This window comes from Arthrobacter sp. TJ-217 (assembly GCF_058269255.1).
Genome location: NZ_JBZCNJ010000007.1, coordinates 15,981 through 34,396, shown reverse-complemented (window position 1 = coordinate 34,396; position 18,416 = coordinate 15,981). Strand labels below are relative to the sequence as shown.

Annotated in this window: 16 protein-coding genes and 1 pseudogene; 14 read left to right on the top strand and 3 right to left on the bottom strand. The window is 65.9% G+C overall.

Annotated elements, in window-relative coordinates:
* Window positions 1-3: 3 nt before the first annotated feature.
* Window positions 4-1,434 (bottom strand): adenylosuccinate lyase, encoded by a 1,431-nt coding sequence (gene purB, locus AC4D2R_RS13055; RefSeq protein ID WP_490940384.1) that lies wholly within the window; start codon window positions 1,432-1,434, stop codon window positions 4-6.
* Between the two features lie 167 nt (window positions 1,435-1,601).
* On the opposite strand from purB, the gene AC4D2R_RS13050 reads away from it, so the two are divergent.
* The 9 genes and pseudogenes from AC4D2R_RS13050 (at window position 1,602) to AC4D2R_RS13010 (ending at window position 10,757) form a co-directional block, all read left to right on the top strand.
* Window positions 1,602-1,943, top strand: coding sequence for a hypothetical protein (locus tag AC4D2R_RS13050; RefSeq protein WP_490940383.1), 342 nt, complete (start codon window positions 1,602-1,604; stop codon window positions 1,941-1,943).
* Window positions 1,940-3,376, top strand: coding sequence for a hypothetical protein (locus AC4D2R_RS13045; RefSeq protein WP_490940382.1), 1,437 nt, complete (start codon window positions 1,940-1,942; stop codon window positions 3,374-3,376). The genes AC4D2R_RS13050 and AC4D2R_RS13045 overlap by 4 nt, the downstream gene beginning before the upstream one ends.
* Window positions 3,377-3,533: 157 nt before the next feature.
* Window positions 3,534-3,965 (top strand): annotated as a pseudogene (locus AC4D2R_RS13040) (ABC transporter permease); the annotation flags it as partial.
* Between the two features lie 85 nt (window positions 3,966-4,050).
* Window positions 4,051-5,196 carry a histidinol-phosphate transaminase gene (locus AC4D2R_RS13035; RefSeq protein WP_490940381.1) on the top strand — a complete coding sequence of 382 codons (1,146 nt, stop codon included), beginning with the start codon at window positions 4,051-4,053 and terminating at the stop codon, window positions 5,194-5,196.
* Window positions 5,197-5,325: 129 nt separating this feature from the next.
* The gene (pdhA, locus tag AC4D2R_RS13030) at window positions 5,326-6,507 is read left to right on the top strand and encodes a pyruvate dehydrogenase (acetyl-transferring) E1 component subunit alpha (protein ID WP_490940380.1); all 1,182 of its coding nucleotides are present in this window, start codon (window positions 5,326-5,328) and stop codon (window positions 6,505-6,507) included.
* A complete protein-coding gene (locus AC4D2R_RS13025) occupies window positions 6,507-7,481 on the top strand; it encodes an alpha-ketoacid dehydrogenase subunit beta (RefSeq protein ID WP_490903295.1) in 975 nt (324 codons plus the stop codon). Before pdhA ends, AC4D2R_RS13025 begins: the two co-directional genes overlap by 1 nt.
* A gap of 9 nt (window positions 7,482-7,490) precedes the next feature.
* A complete protein-coding gene (locus tag AC4D2R_RS13020) occupies window positions 7,491-9,002 on the top strand; it encodes a dihydrolipoamide acetyltransferase family protein (protein ID WP_490940378.1) in 1,512 nt (503 codons plus the stop codon).
* A gap of 54 nt (window positions 9,003-9,056) precedes the next feature.
* A complete protein-coding gene (locus AC4D2R_RS13015) occupies window positions 9,057-9,698 on the top strand; it encodes an HAD family hydrolase (protein ID WP_490940376.1) in 642 nt (213 codons plus the stop codon).
* Between the two features lie 33 nt (window positions 9,699-9,731).
* A complete protein-coding gene (locus tag AC4D2R_RS13010) occupies window positions 9,732-10,757 on the top strand; it encodes a hydroxyacid dehydrogenase (protein WP_490940374.1) in 1,026 nt (341 codons plus the stop codon).
* 18 nt (window positions 10,758-10,775) lie between these two features.
* Here AC4D2R_RS13010 and AC4D2R_RS13005 read toward each other — a convergent pair whose 3' ends face one another.
* Window positions 10,776-11,777, bottom strand: a complete 1,002-nt coding sequence (locus AC4D2R_RS13005) for a sugar-binding transcriptional regulator (RefSeq protein WP_490940373.1) — start codon at window positions 11,775-11,777, stop codon at window positions 10,776-10,778.
* A 455-nt stretch (window positions 11,778-12,232) separates the two neighbouring features.
* Between AC4D2R_RS13005 and AC4D2R_RS13000 the strand changes: the two genes are divergently transcribed.
* From AC4D2R_RS13000 to AC4D2R_RS12980, 5 genes are read left to right on the top strand one after another with little or no spacing between them, the layout of a single operon-like run.
* Entirely contained in the window at window positions 12,233-13,177 is a 945-nt protein-coding gene (locus AC4D2R_RS13000; protein WP_490940372.1) for a sugar ABC transporter substrate-binding protein, read from the top strand.
* 44 nt (window positions 13,178-13,221) lie between these two features.
* Window positions 13,222-14,244: an ABC transporter permease gene (locus AC4D2R_RS12995; protein WP_490940370.1), complete on the top strand. Its 1,023-nt coding sequence runs from the start codon at window positions 13,222-13,224 to the stop codon at window positions 14,242-14,244.
* Window positions 14,244-15,230, top strand: a complete 987-nt coding sequence (locus AC4D2R_RS12990; RefSeq protein ID WP_490940369.1) for a sugar phosphate isomerase/epimerase family protein — start codon at window positions 14,244-14,246, stop codon at window positions 15,228-15,230. The genes AC4D2R_RS12995 and AC4D2R_RS12990 overlap by 1 nt, the downstream gene beginning before the upstream one ends.
* Window positions 15,206-16,171 (top strand): PfkB family carbohydrate kinase, encoded by a 966-nt coding sequence (locus AC4D2R_RS12985; protein WP_490940368.1) that lies wholly within the window; start codon window positions 15,206-15,208, stop codon window positions 16,169-16,171. The genes AC4D2R_RS12990 and AC4D2R_RS12985 overlap by 25 nt, the downstream gene beginning before the upstream one ends.
* Window positions 16,164-16,916: an ATP-binding cassette domain-containing protein gene (locus AC4D2R_RS12980; protein ID WP_490940367.1), complete on the top strand. Its 753-nt coding sequence runs from the start codon at window positions 16,164-16,166 to the stop codon at window positions 16,914-16,916. The genes AC4D2R_RS12985 and AC4D2R_RS12980 overlap by 8 nt, the downstream gene beginning before the upstream one ends.
* A 162-nt stretch (window positions 16,917-17,078) precedes the next feature.
* Here AC4D2R_RS12980 and AC4D2R_RS12975 read toward each other — a convergent pair whose 3' ends face one another.
* Window positions 17,079-18,392, bottom strand: coding sequence for an aminotransferase-like domain-containing protein (locus tag AC4D2R_RS12975; protein ID WP_490940365.1), 1,314 nt, complete (start codon window positions 18,390-18,392; stop codon window positions 17,079-17,081).
* Window positions 18,393-18,416 lie beyond the last annotated feature (24 nt).

The following is an 18,416-nucleotide window of genomic DNA, read 5'->3' as shown; positions in this document are numbered from 1 at the left end:
GCGTCAGCCCAGGTGGTCGACCAGGTCCCGGGCGATACCCGTGTACCCTCCGGGGGTGAGTTTCAGGAGCCGTTCTTCTGCTTCGCTGCTCAAGCCCAGCCCCGAGACGAACTCCCGCATGCGGCCGGCGTCAACACGCTGACCGCGCGTGAGGTCCTTGAGCCGCTCGTACGGGTCGTCGAGGCCGGGGACCCCGGCAATGGCCTCGGCGCGCATCACCATCTGGACGGCCTCTCCGAGGACCTCCCAGTTGTGCTCGAGGTCCGCGGCGATCGCGCCTTCGGCGACATCGAGACGGCCAAGGCCCTTCTCCACGTTCGACAGGGCAAGGAGGGAATGCCCGAAAGCCACCCCGATGTTGCGCTGGCTCGATGAATCGGTGAGGTCGCGCTGCCACCGGGAGGTGACGAGCGTAGACGCCAGGACATCAAGGAACGATGAGGAGATCTCGAGGTTCGCTTCAGCGTTCTCAAAGCGGATGGGGTTCACCTTGTGCGGCATGGTCGAGGAACCGGTGGCCCCGGCAACGGGGACCTGCGCGAAATATCCGATTGAGATGTAGCTCCACACATCGGTGCAGAAGTTGTGGAGGATCCGGTTGAACCGTGCGACGTCGGAATACAGCTCGGCCTGCCAGTCGTGCGACTCGATCTGGGTGGTCAGCGGGTTCCACGTCAGTCCGAGTCCTTCGACGAAGGACTTCGCCACGTCCTGCCAGTCCGCCGAGGGAACCGACGCGTAATGCGCCGCGTAGGTGCCCGTTGCCCCGTTGATCTTCCCAAGGAATTCGGTGGCTTCTATGCGCCGGAGCTGGCGGCTCAGCCGGTGTGCCGTGACGGCGAGTTCCTTGCCCAGGGTTGTCGGCGTCGCCGGTTGTCCGTGGGTGCGGGAGAGCATCGCCACCGACCGCGAGCCGCGGGCGAGGTCTTCAATTGCCCCGACGAGCCTGCGCGCCGCGGGAAGCCAGACGTCCTGGACCGCGCCTTTGATGCCGAGCGCGTAGGCAAGATTGTTGATGTCCTCGGAGGTGCACCCGAAATGGATGAGCGGCTTGAGCCGCTCAAGGCCCAGGGCGGGAAGGCGGCGGCCGATGAAATACTCGACGGCTTTCACGTCGTGCACCGTGACCTTCTCGATGTCGGCGAGCTCCGCCGCGGAGGAGGCATCGAAGGTGCGCACCATCTCCCGGAGGGCGTCTTCCTTGTCCGCCTCAAGCGGTCCGGCTCCGGGCAGCACCGACGAATGGGTGAGGTGGATGAACCACTCGACTTCCACATGGATGCGGTCGCGGTTCAGCGCGCCTTCGGAGAGGTAGTTGACGAGGGGGACAACGCTTTCCCTGTACCTTCCGTCAAGCGGCCCCAACGCCAACGATGGCGTTTCTCCTTGGGGAATGGATGCAAGGTCAACCCGGGACGGTGAAATATCAGCCATGGCTCAATCATTCCACGCGGCATCGGCGGGCCGTGCCACGGCGGATATCCACATGCAGGGCCGCCGGCGTGCCCGGCCACAGCGGCCCAATACCGTTGAGGAAGCAGGTCCGAGGCAAGCCGGTCCAACACCGGCGGCCCGGCAGGTGCGCAGCCGAGGAGGTGCCCGTGGTGCGAGGGGAGTTCCTTGAGTATGGGTTCGACTCGTCCGCATCCACTGCGCCCAGTGTCGGCCCGTTCCCCAGGTCGACCGGTTCATCAACCGCCGCCCGCCTGCGGGAACAGGCTCTTCAACTCGAGGAGGTCCAGGCGGCAGCCACCCGGGTTGCCTTCCTCGAGTGGGAGTCGCCGGCCGGCAGGAATTTCCGGGACTACCTCGGGCGCCGCAGCCGCGCCCTGGCGGAGTCGGTGGAGCTGTTGCGCACTGCCGCACGGCTGGCCGAACTCTACGAACACGCCCTGCTTTCATCGAAGCCGACCCCTGACGCCGGCGGGTTCAGCTTCCAGTGAGGCGCCCGTCGACCAACTCTGCTGCACAGGCCCGCGATGTCGGCGGTGCATGGCTTGCACCCGGGACGGGGCCGGCGGCCGGGACGGAGCCGGACCTGGCGCCGGTGCCCCAGACCGACCGGTGGTTCAGCGTGCGCGGCGGCATTGGGGGCATCCACTTCCAATGGGAGGAACTCGAGCGGGCCGAGGGAACTCTGAGGATCCTTGCCGAGGCCGCCGGCGCTGTGTGCAGCTCCCTGCTCTACATTGCGGCAGACCTTGATCGGCAACGGTTCGGGGCCTTATCACCGGCCGGCATACCAGTGGATCTCCTGGCCGGGCCGGGCGCCGGCTGCGTCGACCCCATGCGTGCCGGTTACGCGGCGGCTGCCGCGGTGACCGAGGCTTCGGCGTCGGTGGCCTACACCGCGCGGGAACTCGAAACGGCGGCCGACAGGCTGCGGGCAAGCCGCACCGCCTACGAGATCGCGGAGGCGCTCGCGGCGGCGGCGGTCCTCTCTGCCTCACGAAGCGCCGAGGGTGTTGCCCGGGCGGCGGCCGAGGCCTCAAGGCGGCAAGGTTTGCTGGTTCCCCGGCCCCTTGAGCTGCGCCCACACCCTGGCCCGCCGGGGGACGTACCGTTCGCCGGAACGGTCGGAGCGCTGATCACCCGGATCGAAGCAGTCGAGGCAGAAGCCCCGGGATCCTTCGAAATCCTGCGCACCGGGCCGGACGAGGGCCCCGTCTACATCGTGGTGCTCCCCGGCACCCAGGGGACCGAGACGGACTCCCTCAACCCCTTCGACCTTTCCGGGAATGCGGAAGCGGTGAACCAGGACAGCCGATTCGTTGCGGCAGCGGTGGCCCGAGCGTTGGAGGCATCAGGGGCGTCCACCGGCGATCAGGTGGTGATTGCCGGGTACAGCCAGGGCGGCCTTCACGCAATGAATCTTGCGGCGGAAACAGCCCTCGGCGGCGAGTACGACGTGCAGCTGGTTGTCACAGCCGGTTCCCCCACGGGGTGGGAAGGGTCCACGGAGGCCGAATATCTCCACCTCGAACACCGGAAGGACGCGGTGCCGCTTGTCGACGCCGCCGCCAACCCCGACGAAACACAGCGGGTCACGGTCACCCTCGACTCGGCGGTGCCCGCGCGCGGCACCGACGCAGAAGGCCGCACCGAGGGCAAGGGCCTTGGGACGGCCCATAAGCTGGCCGCTTATGAGGACGGCGCCCGGTTCGTCGACGCGAGTTCCCTCGCATCACTTGCGCCCTCGGCCGCCATTCTCGCGGCGGCGGGCACATCGGGAGCCGCACGGCGGTACCTCTACCAGGCCGTGCGGGTTCCCCAGCTTCCTCCTCCCCAGCCTCCGCCCGACGCGGCGTCGGACCCCGTCCGCCGGCGGGGAGGCCCTTCGGGCAACCCGCCGCGGACAGAGCGCGGCAGGCGATGAACCAGCCCGCATCCCGGGGCTTCCGAGCGCCAATCTCCACCCGTGGACTGAGCCCACGGCGATGCCCAGCCCTAGAGTTGGTACCCATGGATATTCACCACCGCCTCGCCGGGTGGGCACAGGGCAACCCGGGGAAGGTCGACCTGGCCTACACCCGGGTGCCGCCCTGGAGCGGGCCGCCTACGACAGGGTGATCGATGTACTGCTGCTCGTGGTGACGGCGATGCTTGCCGTTGCCGCGCTGATCGCCCTCATTGGCGTGGCAAACACCCTCTCGCTTTCGGTGCTTGAACGTACCCGGGAGTCGGCCCTCCTGAGGGCGCTTGGACTGACCCGCCGGCAACTGCGCGCGATGCTCGCCGTTGAGGCGGTGCTCATCGCGGGAGTCGCAGCAGTACTCGGCATTGTGCTTGGCCTCCCCTACGGCTGGCTCGGAACGCAGGCGGCAATCGGCTCGATCGCCGACGTCGTCCCTTTGGTTCCCTGGCTCCAGGTCCTCGGCGTACTGATGGCGGCCCTCCTGGCCTCCGTTCTCCCTGCACGGCGGGCGGCGCGCCAGTCCCCTGTCACGGGACTCGCTGCCGATTGAGGTCGGGCGGGGAAGGCGGCAAAAGCCGCAGTGAGAACCGCGGCGGACCTGTAGGAGTTCCAGTACCCGGCACTAGGCTAGGGCCATGACGTCCATTGAGAACGAAAGCGTTGAGGCTCCCGCCGCGGAAACCGAACCGACAGTCCACCCCCGAGCAGTGCTCGGACGGCTTCCCCGCTATGCCGCCGGCAAGCCCCCGGTGGTCGTCGAGGGCCTGCGCAGCTACAAGCTGTCCTCGAACGAGAACCCGCTTCCGCCGCTGCCCGCCGTGCTCGAGGCGATCAGCGGACAAATCAACGTCAACCGGTACCCGGATCCACTGTCCACCGCCCTCCGCACGGAGCTCGCAGGCTTCCTCGCTGTGCCGGCGGCGGACATCGTCACGGGCGCCGGCAGCCTCGGCGCGCTCAATCAGATCCTCGCGGCCTTCGCGGGCCAGAACGACTTCGACGCCCCCGACGAGGTGATTTACGCCTGGCGCTCCTTCGAGGCGTACCCGATCTGCGTCGGGCTCGCCGGCGCAGTGGGCCGCCAGATCCCCGTGAAGGAGGATGGCACCCACGACCTCGACGCGATGGCCGATGCCGTGACCGACAAGACCCGCGTCATCCTGCTCTGCACCCCCAACAACCCGACCGGGCCGGCCCTCACCGAGGAGGAGGTCGAGCGGTTCCTCGATCGCGTGCCGGCATCGGTTGTGGTCGTCATTGACGAGGCCTACCAGGAGTTCGTGCGGACGCCCGGGGCGGTGGACGGCATCTCGGTCTACCGGCGCCACGACAACGTCATCGTGCTGCGGACGTTCTCCAAAGCCCACGGGCTCGCCGGCCTGCGCGTCGGCTACTCGGTGTCGAACCCGGTGCTCACGGAGCACCTGCGGGTCAGTGCCGTGCCGTTCGCTGTTTCCCAGATCGCCGAGGCGGCCGCAGTGACCTCCCTGCAGCACTTCGACGAGGTGGCGGACCGCGTGGAGAACATCGTGGCCGAGCGTGAGCGGGTGCTCACGGGCCTGCGCGGGCTCGGCTGGACCGTCCCCGAACCTGCAGGAAACTTCATCTGGCTCTCCCTCGGAGAACAGTCGGGGGAGTTCGCCCTGCTGGCCGAACAGCAGGCGCTTTCAGTCCGGGCCTTCGGGTCCGAGGGGGTACGGGTGAGCATCGGCGAGCCCGAGGCCAACAGCCGGTTCCTTGAGTTGTGCGCAGGATACCGGCACGCGCCCGGCCCCTGCTAGGAAGACTTAAATAGGTTCGAGCGGTACCACTGGCTACGCTGGGGAGCGAACGTTTAACGAACATATGTATCCCGGTGTATGCCTCCTCGAAATATGCCGAAGGGAGCATGCGTCGAATTAGGAGTGGACATGAGTGGCGCCCGTTTGCCCGCAGCCGAGTTCGAGTCGGAGGAAATCGCGCTGTCCCTTCAGCAGCCCGACCCTTCACCAGGGCCGGCGATGGTGCAGTTCCTCAACGAGGACGGCGTCCTGACCGACAACTCCGAGTATTCCGCCTTTTCCGGCGGCACCGATGCGGCCCACCTGAAGACCCTGTACCGCGATATGTTCCTGGTCCGCCGCCTGGATCAGGAGGGAACCGCCCTCCAGCGCCAAGGACAGCTGGCACTGTGGGTGCCGCTGACCGGCCAGGAGGCGGCACAAATCGGCTCGGGACGTGCCATGCAGCCGCAGGACTACGCCTTCCCCACCTACCGGGAACACGGGGTAGCCCTGACCCGCGGCGTCGAACTCTCACAGATCATGGGCCTGTTCCGCGGCATCACCAACGGCGGATGGGATCCGCGGGAGCGGAACTTCCACCTCTACACGCTCGTGCTCGCGGCCCAGACCCTGCACGCGGTCGGGTACGCGATGGGCATCCAGCGCGACCGCGCCGCGGATCCCGAGCTCCCGGGCGCCGCATCCGTTGCCTACTTCGGAGACGGTGCGAGCTCCGAGGGCGATGTGCATGAAGCAATGGTGTTCGCATCGTCCTTCAACGCGCCCGTTGTCTTCTTCTGCCAGAACAACCACTGGGCCATCTCCGTTCCCTCCTCGGTGCAGACCCGCATCCCCCTCGCCAAGCGCGCCGAGGGCTACGGCTTCCCGGGCATCCGGGTTGATGGAAACGACGTCGTCGCCGTCGAAGCGGTGACCAACTGGGCGCTCGAACACGCCCGCAGCGGCAAGGGCCCGGTGCTGATCGAGGCGTTCACCTACCGGATGAGCGCCCACACCACCGCCGACGATCCCACCAAATACCGGCTCGCCCGGGAGGAGGAGGACTGGCATCCGCGGGATCCCCTGGCGCGCCTCGAACGGCACCTGCGCGACACGGGCAAGGCCGACGACACCTTCTTCGAGGAACTGACGAGTGCGGGGAACGCGATGGCGGCCGATCTGCGCCGCGACGTCAAGGCAATGCAGTCACCCGGCATGGAGTCGCGCTTCAACACTGTGTACGCCGAGCCGCACCCGCTCGTGCAGGAGGAACTCCAGGCCTGGCGGGATTATGAAGCCGGCTTCGCCGGGAACGGAGAAGCACTCTGATGGCCGTTATGACAATCGCCAAGGCGATCAATGAGGGCCTGCGCGCCGCGCTCACCAATAACCCCAAGACCCTGCTCATGGGTGAGGACATCGGCGACCTCGGCGGCGTGTACCGGGTCACCGACGGGCTCAAGCGCGACTTCGGCGAAGACCGGGTTGTCGACTCGCCCCTGGCGGAGTCGGGAATCATCGGCACCGCCATCGGGCTGGCGCTGCGCGGGTACCGGCCCGTCTGCGAGATCCAGTTCGACGGATTCGTCTTCCCCGGGTTCAACCAGATCACCACCCAGCTCGCCAAGCTTCACACCCGCAGCGATGGAATGCTCAGCGCCCCTGTTGTCATCCGCATCCCCTACGGGGGCGGCATCGGCAGCGTCGAACACCACTCCGAGTCCCCGGAAGCGCTGTTCGCGCACACCGCGGGCCTGCGCATCATCACCCCGTCCAACCCGCAGGACGCCTACTGGATGATCCAGCAGGCCATCGACAGCCAGGACCCGGTCATCGTTTTCGAGCCCAAGCGCCGCTACTGGCTCAAGGGCGAGGTGGACACGACGGCGCCGTCGGCCGATCCCTTCACGGCCCAGGTGGTGCGCGCCGGAACCGACGCGACAATCGTCGCCTACGGTCCCCTCGTGCCCGTCGCCCTTGCCGCGGCCAATGCGGCCGAAGAGGACGGACACAGTGTCGAGGTGATCGACCTGCGCTCGATCTCGCCGATCGACTTCGACACCGTCACCACCTCCGTGGCGAAGACCGGCCGCCTCATCGTGGCCCACGAAGCCCCGACGTTCGGCGGCATCGGCGGGGAAATCGCGGCCCGGATCTCGGAGCGGGCCTTCCTTTCCCTTGAGGCGCCGGTGATCCGCGTAGGCGGGTTTCACATGCCCTATCCCGTGGCGAAGGTCGAGGAGCACTACCTGCCAGACATCGACCGCGTCCTTGAGGCCCTCGACCGGTCCCTCGCCTACTAAGGAATTCGAATGACCCTCAATACTTTCCATCTTCCCGACGTCGGCGAAGGTCTCACCGAAGCCGAGATCGTCGAGTGGAAGGTCAAGCCCGGCGAGACTGTTGCCCTCAATGACACGATCGTCGAAATCGAGACGGCGAAATCCCTCGTGGAGCTGCCCTCACCCTTCGCGGGCGTCGTCTCGGCGCTGCTGGTGAAGGAGGGCGAGACCGTCGAGGTGGGAACCCCGATCATCTCGGTCGAAGACGCGGTCGCCGATGCGGCAACGGCGCCGGGGACCGAGCCGCCCGCCGGTGCCGACGGCGAAGTCCCGGCACCCGACATGCCCGGAGAGCTCTCGACCCCGCCCCGGCCCAACGCGCCGGCCGCCGGTCCGGAGGCCGGGGGCCCGCTCGTCGGCACCGGCCCCAAGCCCGATGCCGTCAAACGCAGGCAGCGCCGCACCGTGGAAACCGGGCCGGGCTCGAACGGCGCCGCCGCGCCCGTCCGGCCGCAAGCGCCGGCCCAGGCAGCAGCCCCCGCACAGCCCGCGGCCGCGCCCGGACCGGTGCGCGCCCATCAGGACGATGGAGTGTCCGGCAGCCCCGCGCCGGGGGCAGCGGGGGCCGCAGGAGCCCGGCCGGGCACCCTCAACCAGCTGCTCCACCGGGTCCTTGCCAAACCGCCGGTGCGCAAGGCGGCGCGCGACCTCGGGATCAACCTCGCCGACGTTCCCGCAACGGGTTCCTCCGGCGAAGTGACCAAACAGGACCTGATCAGCTACCAGGCCCAGCGCGACGCCGAGCAGGACGGCGCCGACACGTTCTGGTCCGACAAGAAAAAGTACGGCGCGGGCCGGATCGAGCGGATCCCCGTCAAGGGAGTGCGCAAGGCCACCGCCAAGGCGATGGTTCAGAGCGCGTTCTCGGCGCCGCACGTGAGCATCTTCGTTGACGTCGATGCCTCCCGCACCATGGAATTCGTCAAGCGGCTCAAGGCATCGCGGGACTTCGAGGGCATCAAGGTGTCCCCGCTGCTGATCCTTGCCAAGGCCGTCATCTGGGCCGCGGCCCGCAACCCCTCGGTCAACGCCACCTGGACCGATGAGGAGATCCTCGTCAAACACTTCATGAACCTCGGCATCGCCGCGGCGACGCCGCGCGGACTGATGGTGCCCAACATCAAGGACGCCCAGAACCTTTCGCTGAAGGAGCTGGCTGTCGCCTTGAACGAGCTCGCAACCACGGCGCGGGCCGGGCGCACACAGCCGGCCGAAATGCAGGGCGGAACCCTCACCATCACCAACATCGGCGCCCTGGGCATCGATACGGGAACGCCGATCATCAATCCGGGCGAGGTGGCGATCGTTGCCTTCGGCACGATCAAGCAGAAGCCCTGGGTCCTTGACGGCGAGGTCATTCCCCGCTGGATCACAACCCTTGGTGGGTCGTTCGACCACCGCGTCGTCGACGGCGACCTCAGCGCGCGCTTCATGGCCGACGTCGCGTCGATCCTTGAGGAACCAGCACTGTTGCTCGACTGAAACCGGGCGCACGTGCCTTTGACCGCGGGACCGACACCGGAACGAGGGGAAAACATGGTTGATGGCGAGGAAGAATCAGCCCGGGTGTCCGCCCGGCTGCTTCAGGAAGCAGCGGGAGCGCGGGTCATCTGGGATTTTGACGGCGTTGTCGGGCACACCGAACCACTTCACGAGGCCAGTTACCGCGAGCTGGCGGAGCGTCGCAGCTACGGTCTGGGCGAGGGCTTCTTCGACGATCTTGTGGGGCACACCGAGAAGTGGATCTGGGAGCGCCTCATCTCCCAGGGGTTTCCCTCGACGGTGGCCGACATTCAGGACCTGCACCGCGAGCGGGGAGAAGTTGTTTCAGCGGTTGCCCTGCGCAGCCTGCAGCCCTCATGGCTCGCAGCCCGCCTCATGCCGGAATTGGCGGGCGTCGCCGTCGAGCAGGTCGTCGTCTCCAACGGGGACCCGGACTTGATCACGGCGCTCCTGGCCTCGTGGAAGCTCGACTCCTTCGTCAGCGTTGCACGGAGGGCCCCCGGCCGGGACAAGGAAGCGCTGTTTCGGGCGGCGTGCATACCGCCGTGCGTCGTGCTTGAGGACAGCGACACCTACCTCGAGCTTGGCAAGGAGCTGGGTGCTTTCACGGTGGGGGTCCGCCACTCCCATAATCCCCGGGCCGCACTTGACGCAGACCTGACCACACACCTGTGACCGAATCCGGCAGCTCCTAGCGAGGACATGTTGATGGCGCCCTTGACGAAACCGGTTGTACTGCTTCGACCCGCGCCCCAAAAGCGCGACCGCATCTTCACCGCCGAAGCCCTCGCCGCCCTCAATGACCTGTTCACCGTGATCGATCTTGAAGACGCACCGGATGACGAGGCATTCGAGAAGTACCTGCCGGACGCCTTCGCGATCATCGGGCAGCCCGACCTGGACGCGGGAAGGCTGGGCAAGGCACGGCGGCTCAAGGCGCTGATCAACGTGGAGGGCAATTTCTTCCCGAACGTGGACTATCCCGCCGCCTTCGCCCAGGGCGTGCGCGTGCTGGGCAGCGGATCCGCCTACTCACAGGCGGTCGCCGAGTACTCTCTGGGGCTGGCGATCGACCTCGCCCGCGGCATCAGCAATCAGGACGGCGCGATGCGCGCCGGAAACGAGAAGTACGTCAGCGAGTCCAACACCGACGCGGTGCTGCTGCACCGCGCATCTGTAGGAATCCTCGGGTACGGGAATCTGGGGCGAAGCATGCACCGGCTGCTCCAGCCCTTCCACAACACGGTACGGATCTACGATCCCTGGCTGCCCGCCGCCGTCATCGAAGACACAGGCGGTAGGGCTGCCGGACTTGAAGAGACCCTGTCCTCCAGCCAGTTCGTCTTCGTTTTCGCGACGGCAACCGCTGACAGTGCCCACCTTCTCGACGGCCGGGCGCTCGACCTCCTGCCGCACGGCGCCCGGTTGATCCTCGTGAGCAGGGCAGCGGTCGTAGACTACGATGCGCTCCTCGAGCGGCTTTCACAGGGCAGATTCTTCGCGGCCATCGATGTCTGGCCGACTGAACCCCTGCCCCACGACAGTCCGTTCCGGACCCTCGGCAATACCGTGCTTTCGCCCCACAGGGCGGGCGGAATTGCCCAAGCGTTCCACTCGATCGGAGAGATGGTCGTCGATGACCTGGCGCTGATGGCCCGGGGGCTGGCCCCGGTCCGGCTTCAGGCAGCAGCCCCCGAACTCGTCGGCCGATACCGCAACAAGCCCGTCACCTGACCTGCCTTCTGACCGCCCTCAGCCCAGAGCGCCAAGCCGGGGAGGTTCGAGGAGCTGGCGGGCCACCTCGGAATCGGTGATGAGGACGTTGATCCAGCCACCGTTGATCGCTCCTCGTATGGCTGCCAACTTGCGCATGCCGCCGGCCACCCCGATCCTTCTCGGAATGCGCAGCATCGCCTCCGAGTCGATGGAGATCATCCGTTCCTCGATCTCCGAATTCATCGGTGCACCGTCGATGTCGAAGTAGCGGAGGCAGATCTCGCCCACAGCCCCGGAATCGAGCAGGGCTTTTTCCTCCGCCCGGGTCAGGGCGTTCCCGCTGGCCTGCCAGAGCGGGGAGGCGGGAAAGGTACCGATGCCGACAAGGGAGGTGTTCACCCGCTGCCACGCTTCCGCGGTGCTGGCCACGGCTGGGTCATCGAGGAACGCCTGTCGGATCCCATGGTTGGCCACCAGTCCCGGTGCCGCCATGTAGAACGGCTTTGCCGAAGTGAGCTCAGCGAGGTGCGACACCAGCCGGGTTGCCTGGATCTGCGCCTGGGGGCTGCCGACTCCTCCGATCATCTGGATCACCTCGCTGAGGATTTTCCGGGGCCGCGAGCGCATCGCCTCAACGGTCTGCAGCAGGGTGGTGCTCCACGATGAGATCCCCACGACGTCGTTCACCTCGATCGTCGTTTCAAGGTAGGTTGCGGCACACGATCCCAACCGCATACCCAGGGAGGCGTCGTCCACCATGTCGGCCACGACAACCTCCTGCAGCCCGTACTTCTCCTCCAGAGCCTTCTCAAGACCGACATAGATACCCGGCGGCTGCACGACGGAGGTCCGCACGATGCCGAGATCGGCTGCAAGCTTCAGGCAGCGGGACACCCGGGCCTGTGAAAGATTCAACCGGCCGGAAATCTCCGACTGCGCGAGTCCTTCCTCGTGGTACAGGACAGCAATCTTCGTCAGCAGGCGAAGCTGATCCGGGCTCGCTGTGGAGAGTGATACGGGGTCCACAGAAGGTGTCATAGACCATTACCTTTCCATACGGGCGTCGTCCTACTGAATATATATCCAAGGCTGATTGAACGGCGTTTTTCCAGCCGCTTCGCCGAAGGCGCAGGATGCCAACGGTGCCGCGCGGCACCTCGACTCTACGCCGATTTACGGCTTTTGAATGGAGATTCAGGCCCGACTAATCGTTATCAATATTTTCTTTCACGCCCATTTTTGGGCGTTTCGGCTCCTAGACTCCAAGCACTCATCCAACTTCAGCGCCGAAGTTCCGCATAGAACTTCCTCGGCTGATCAACCCGATCCTGGGAGAGAAAATGAAGTCAACGAAGACAGCAGCATCCGCGCCCAAGCTCGCAGGCGTCCTATCCCTCCTTGCTCTCACACTTGGTGTTTCAGGCTGTGGCCCGGCAGCTCCACCCTCCGCGGGTGGTTCCTCCGCGGGCGGAGCGGAAGGCACATCATGTTCAGTGGACGGCGAGCCGTTCAGCACCGACGATGCCGAAGACAGCGTCGAGTACACCGAGCTCGAAAGTACCCTTGGAGCCGTTCCTGAGCCGGCTGAGGGAACGCAGATCGGCTCCATCATGAAGTTCCTCGGCAACCAGTACTGGCTTGCCCTCTCCGAAGGCCAGAGCGCTGCCGCGGAAACCTACGGCGTGAAGGTGGAAGTTCAGGCTGCCGCCACCGAGTCCGACCAGGTAGGCCAGTTGAACGCTGCAGAGACCATGCTGCAGAAAAAGTACACGATGCTTGTATCGCCGCAGACGGACACGAACCTGTGCCCCGCCGTCGAGAAGGCCGAGCAGTCCGATCTTCTGGTCATCAACGTCAATGACGCGGTCCTTCCGGGAGCCCGGCAGTGGGTGGGGCCGAACCAGATCCAGAACGGCGTCAGCGCGGCGGAGTTCGTCCTCGAATCCGCCGATGAAGGTGCGCAGGTCGCCGTCATCGAAGGGCAGGCCGGTGTCTACGCGGCCAAGCAGCGCACCGCCGGCTTCACCGATACCGCGGAAAAGGGCGGACTTGAGGTGGTTGCCAGCGTCCCCGGGGACTGGGACATCGCCAAGGCCCGCGACGCCGCCACAACGATCATCGATCAGTATCCAGACCTGACGGCCATCTACGCGAACAATGACGGCATGGCCCTCGGCGTTGCAGAAGCAGTCAACGCGGCCGGCAAGAAGGGCGAGATCCTTGTCATTGGCACCGACGGCATCGAAGCCGCCTACGACGCCATCCGTGCCGGCGACCTCACCGCGACGGTCGACTCCTACCCCTACCTCACCGGCCAGGTGTCGGTGAACGTTGCCCTGCGCCTCCTCGGCGGGCAGGACGTGCCGCGGGCCGTCTACACCCCGCAGGCGCTGATCACGTCGGAGAACGTCGACGATGCTCCGCCGACCCTTGACTGATGCATTCCATGCCCCCCGCCCATTCCCAGCAGAAAGTTCCCGGCGTGACTCTTCCGATCAAGCAACCCCCGCCCGTCACTGCGGATAGTCCCAGCGGTGCGGTTCCTGCCAAGCGGCGTTCCCCATCCCTTCCCGATTTCGCGAACCACCGGATCCTGGGCGTCATCGGCGCCCTGGTAGTGACCTTCGCAGTCTTCACAGCACTTGTTCCCTCCTTCCTGAGCATCACGAACCTTCTCGAAATGGGAGTCCAGTCGGCCATCATCGCGATCATCGCCCTGGGTATGACCCTTGTGATCGTGACCGGCGGCATCGATCTCTCCGTCGGGTCCATCGTTGGCCTGGTAAGCGTGGTCTGCGCGGCAAACCTCGACACCTGGGGGGCCATCCCCACGATCATCATTGGAATCCTCCTCGGCGCGTTCTTGGGACTGATCAATGGTTCGTTCTCCGCGGTGTTTTCCCTCGAGTCGTTCGTGGTGACCCTGGCGACCTTGAACGTGTACCGGGGGCTTGCCTTCCTCTACACCGACGGACTGCCCATCTTCGGATTGGACCAGGGCTTCCGGAACATCCTCAGCGGCACCCTCGGGCCGATTCCCAACCCAATCATCCTGCTCGTCATCGTTACCGTCCTCTGCTACCTCCTCCTCAACCGATCCCGCCTTGGCGTGCACCTGAAGGCGGTCGGCACGAACGCTGACGCCTCACTGAAGAGCGGTATTGCGGTCAAACGCACGAAGGTGACTGCTTTCGTCATCTCCGGTGGGCTCGCCGGTCTCGCAGCGATCCTCCTGATCAGCCGCATCGGCGCCGCCGAACCCATCTCCGGCACCGGCTACGAACTGACGGTGATCGCCGCCGTGGTGGTGGGCGGCACGAGCCTCATGGGCGGCCGGGCCTCAATCATCGGCACCGTCCTCGGAGCCCTCCTCCTGGGCTCCATCCGGACCGGACTCACCCTGCTCAACGTGAACCCCTTCTTCCAGCTCCTCATTACCGGCCTCATCATCCTGCTCGCAGTCCTTGTGGACCGGTTCGCCTCACGAACGAAAGCGAAACGCTAATGCCCCCGATCAAATTCTCAACCCGCCTGAACTCCTTCGCCCTTGGCCAGGGAAGGAAACTGCCTACCGGAGACGAGCCCGTCCTGGATCTCATTGCCACGGCCGGCACCGTTCCCGGCCTCACCTCGCTTGAACTGAACTACCCGGAGCACTTCAAGCGGGACTCCATTGAAGACATCAAGGACGCCCTCGCCCAGGCAGGGCTGGACGTGCCGGCCATTCAGCTGCGCTGGCCCTCACCCCGCTTCGCCAACGGGGCCTTCACCAACGCCGACCCCGAGATCCGGGCCGAAGCAGTGCAGATGGTCATCGAAGCGATCGAGCTGTGCTCGGTGTTCGGAGCGGACCACGTCCTGCTCTGGCCTGCACACGACGGCTACGAATACCCCCTGCAGATGGACTACACCAAGTCCTGGTCCTGGATGGTCGAAAGCCTGCAGGCTGTGGCCGACTTCAATCCCGAGGTGCGGGTATCGATCGAATACAAGCCAGCCGATCCCCGGGGGCGCACGATCCTTAATACGACCGGCGCGGTCATGAACCTCATCAATGACTGCGACAGGGCGAACCTGGGCGTGACCCTCGACTTCGGACACCTGCTCATGGCAAGAGAGAACCCGGCACAGTCGGCAGCGATGTGCCTGCGCGGCGGCAAACTGTTCGGCCTGCAGCTCAACGACTCCCACGGGGCGGCCGACGACGGCCTCATGGTGGGAAGCATCCATCTCGCCGAAACCGTCGAACTGGCCTACTACCTCGTCCGCGAAGGCTACGCCGGCACGTACTATTTCGATACCGACCCAGTGCGCGAGAACCCGGTCCAGGAATGCGGCATGAACATCACGCGCATGGGTGCCATCATCGACATGGCCCGCCAGCTGGTCAGGGACCACCCCGACCTGCCGACCGGACACGCCATGGATTCCGCTCCCATCCTGTGGGAGACAGTTCTGGGGGACAAGTGCGTCCACACCGTATCTGCGTAGCCGGCTCGATCAACGTCGACCTGGTCGCCTATCTCAACGCATCCCAGGATGCCGCTAGATACGGAGGCGGCCGCGGCTTCCAAATGTCAGCCGGCGGGAAAAGCCTCAACACCGCAATGACCATCGCCGCCCTCGGACCAGTCCAGCTGCTGGGCAGGGTCGGGAATGATGACTTCGGTGCCTTCATCTCCCGCACCCTCACTGCTGCGGGGATCGACGCAGCGGGGCTTGTGGTTGACCAGGAAGCCGGAACCGGCGTCGGACATGTCAGGGTCAGTGCGGCGGGAGAGTACGACACCGTCGTCATCCCGGGTGCGAACGGCAACTTCTCCCCTGTTGACGTCGACCGGTTCCTTGAGACCGGCGGCGCGCCCGACTATGCGGTGCTCAACCTCGAGGTGCCGCTTCCCGCAACACTCCATGCGGCCCGGCGGTTCCGGGCACTCGGCACGACGGTGGTCCTGAACCTCTCACCAGTACAGGACGGGGCGAAGGAACTGCTCCCCCTCGTGGACGTGGTCGTCCTCAACCAGGAGGAAGCCCAGCTTGTGCTGGGACGGCCGCACCCGCAGGATCCGGATTCCCTCCTTGCGGGACTGAGGGAGGCGGGGGCCGCAGCTACCGTGTTGACGCTCGGCCCAGATGGTGCCGCCTACATCGACGATGAGGGCAGGGCGGGCCTGATTTCCGGCAAGCCGGCTCCGGTCGTCAACACCATCGGGGCGGGCGACACCTTCCTCGGCGGTCTCGTTGCCGCCCTTGCATCAGGACGCGGCTTCCATGACGCACTGGCCTACGCCGACGCCGCGGGGCGGATCGTCTGCGGCAAAGCGTCCTCCTACCTGACGGACTCGGACCGTCAGGAACTTGAACACCTCACCGCCGTTCCCCAACGGCGTCCCTCTTCCACCTCGAAAGTATCGGAATCAACTCATGGCTGAGAACATGATCGAACTCATCGACGTCGAGAAGTATTTCGGCGGAGTCCACGCCCTCCGCGGCGTCTCAATGCACATTCCTGCCGGGCAGGTCACCGCGATCATCGGTGACAACGGTGCCGGCAAGAGCACCCTGATCAAATGCCTGTCCGGGATCCACCAGCCCACAAGCGGCAGGATCCTCGTTGACGGGGTTCCTGCGGAAATTCCCTCACCACACGCATCGCGCGAACTCGGCATCGAGACCGTGTACCAGGACCTCGCCGTCATCGACACACTCAACGTGATGCAGAACCTTTACCTGTCGCGTGAACTCCGCATGGGGCCGTGGCCGTTCCGGCTGCTCAATCGGCGAAAGATGAAGAGCGGAGCCAGGGAGATGCTCGCCCGTATCGGCAACACAACGCTGTCCCTCACCCAGGAAGTAGGCGGCATGTCGGGGGGACAACGGCAGGCAGTGGCGATCTGCCGCGCCGTTGCCTGGGGCGCCAAGACTGTCATCTTCGATGAGCCCACCGCGGCACTCGGACCCAATGAGAGCGCCGAAGTCCATCGGCTCATCTCCTCCCTGCGGGACCAGGGCATCACGGTCATCCTCATCAGCCACAACTTCGAGGAAGTGATGGGCCTGGCCGACCTCATCTGGGTCATGCGGCAGGGGCGCGCCATCGCCAGCCGCAAGGCAACAGAAACCTCAGGGAGGGAACTCGTGGCGCTCCTGACCGGAGCCGACATCGCAGCCCAATAGCAGCACCGCGGCACTGAGCAGACAAAACGCGGAGGTGCCGGGCCCGCAACGGGCCCGGCACCTCCGCATTTCCACTTCGAGGACTAACCGGTCAAAGCATCAGCCGGCGGGGATGAACCGGCCGGCAGCATCTATCACCGTTAACAACGGTGATAGATGCAGTTACTGGTTGACCGTGCTGGCCAGATCCGCGGCACCGATGGCGCGCTGCAGGATCGGCGCGAGCCTGCGCACGCCTTCGGCGATGTCCTCGGGCGACACCGCGCTGAAAGCCAGCCGGAGCTTGTTCGACGCGTCGTCCGACGGGGTGAAGGCCGCCCCCGGGATGAACACAACACCGGCGTCGATCGCTTCATAGAGCAGGGGATAGGTGTCGATCCCCTCGGGGAGCGTGACCCAGACGAAGAACCCGCCGTCCGGGGTGGTCCAGTGCGCGCCTTCCGGAAGGTGCTCGGCGAGCGCGGCAAGCATCGCCTCGCACCGCTCCCGGTACAGCACCCGCATGGTGTCCAGGTGTCCGCGCCAGTCGTACTCGGTCAGGTAGGCGCTCACCAGCATCTGGGTCAGCGGCGATGGGCACAGGACAACGGCCTCGCAGGCGAGGTAGAACCGGCGGTGCAGGTGGCGCGGAACCAGCGCCCAGCCCAGGCGCACGCCCGGGGCGAAGATCTTGGAGAAGGAGCCGAGGTAGATCACGTCGTTGGGGTTCCCGGCACGCATCGGGGCGAGCGGGTGGCCGTCGAACCGGAGCATGCCGTAGGGGTTGTCCTCGAGCACCAGGATGTTGTGTTCCCTGCAGAGGTCAACGACCCGCTGGCGCCGGCCCGCCTCCATGGTGATCCCGCTGGGGTTGTTGAAGCTGGGGATCGTATAGAGCAGCTTGATAGCCCGTCCCTCCTCCTTCAGCCGGAGGATGGTGCGTTCAAGTTCGTCGGGAATCAGGCCCTGCTCGTCCATGGGGACCGTGACGACGTCGACCTCATACGCCTCGAAGGTATTGAGGGCGCCGACATAGGTCGGGTCCTCACACAGGATCACGTCACCGGGATTGCAGAAGACCTTGGCCGCGACGTCCTGCGCCGACTGGGAGCCGGTGGTGACGACGATGTCGGCCGGATCCGCATCGGTGATGCCCTCGGCGGCCATCACCTCGCAGATCAGTTCCCGCAGCTCCTCCATGCCCTGGCCGCCGCCGTACTGGAGGGCTTCGAGGCCGTGCTCGGCAATGATCTTCTGCGCGGTCCGGCCGAGGTCCTCAAGGGGCAGGGAACGGAGGTAGGGACTCCCTCCGGCCAGGGAGACGAGGCCGGGGCGGATCGAGATGTCGAAGACGTCGCGGACGGCCGACTGCTTGATGTTCGCGGCGCGGGCCGAATACAGGACATCGTGGCGCGCGGCGTACTCGGCAACGCGCTCCAGCGCGGCTTCGGTCTCGGCCGGGATTACTTCGTGGGCTGGATCACTTGAAAACGTCACATCCCGAGTGTAGGCGGCGCGTTC

Excerpts from the sequence above, each read along its gene's own strand:
- AC4D2R_RS13015 (WP_490940376.1), top strand. The coding sequence starts at position 9,057 with ATGGTTGATGGCGAGGAAGAATCAGCCCGGGTGTCCGCCCGGCTGCTT.
- purB (WP_490940384.1), bottom strand. The coding sequence starts at position 1,434 with ATGGCTGATATTTCACCGTCCCGGGTTGACCTTGCATCCATTCCCCAA.
- AC4D2R_RS13035 (WP_490940381.1), top strand. The coding sequence starts at position 4,051 with ATGACGTCCATTGAGAACGAAAGCGTTGAGGCTCCCGCCGCGGAAACC.
- AC4D2R_RS12980 (WP_490940367.1), top strand. The coding sequence starts at position 16,164 with ATGGCTGAGAACATGATCGAACTCATCGACGTCGAGAAGTATTTCGGC.
- AC4D2R_RS13010 (WP_490940374.1), top strand. The coding sequence starts at position 9,732 with ATGGCGCCCTTGACGAAACCGGTTGTACTGCTTCGACCCGCGCCCCAA.
- AC4D2R_RS12990 (WP_490940369.1), top strand. The coding sequence starts at position 14,244 with ATGCCCCCGATCAAATTCTCAACCCGCCTGAACTCCTTCGCCCTTGGC.
- pdhA (WP_490940380.1), top strand. The coding sequence starts at position 5,326 with ATGAGTGGCGCCCGTTTGCCCGCAGCCGAGTTCGAGTCGGAGGAAATC.
- AC4D2R_RS13025 (WP_490903295.1), top strand. The coding sequence starts at position 6,507 with ATGGCCGTTATGACAATCGCCAAGGCGATCAATGAGGGCCTGCGCGCC.
- AC4D2R_RS13020 (WP_490940378.1), top strand. The coding sequence starts at position 7,491 with ATGACCCTCAATACTTTCCATCTTCCCGACGTCGGCGAAGGTCTCACC.
- AC4D2R_RS13005 (WP_490940373.1), bottom strand. The coding sequence starts at position 11,777 with ATGACACCTTCTGTGGACCCCGTATCACTCTCCACAGCGAGCCCGGAT.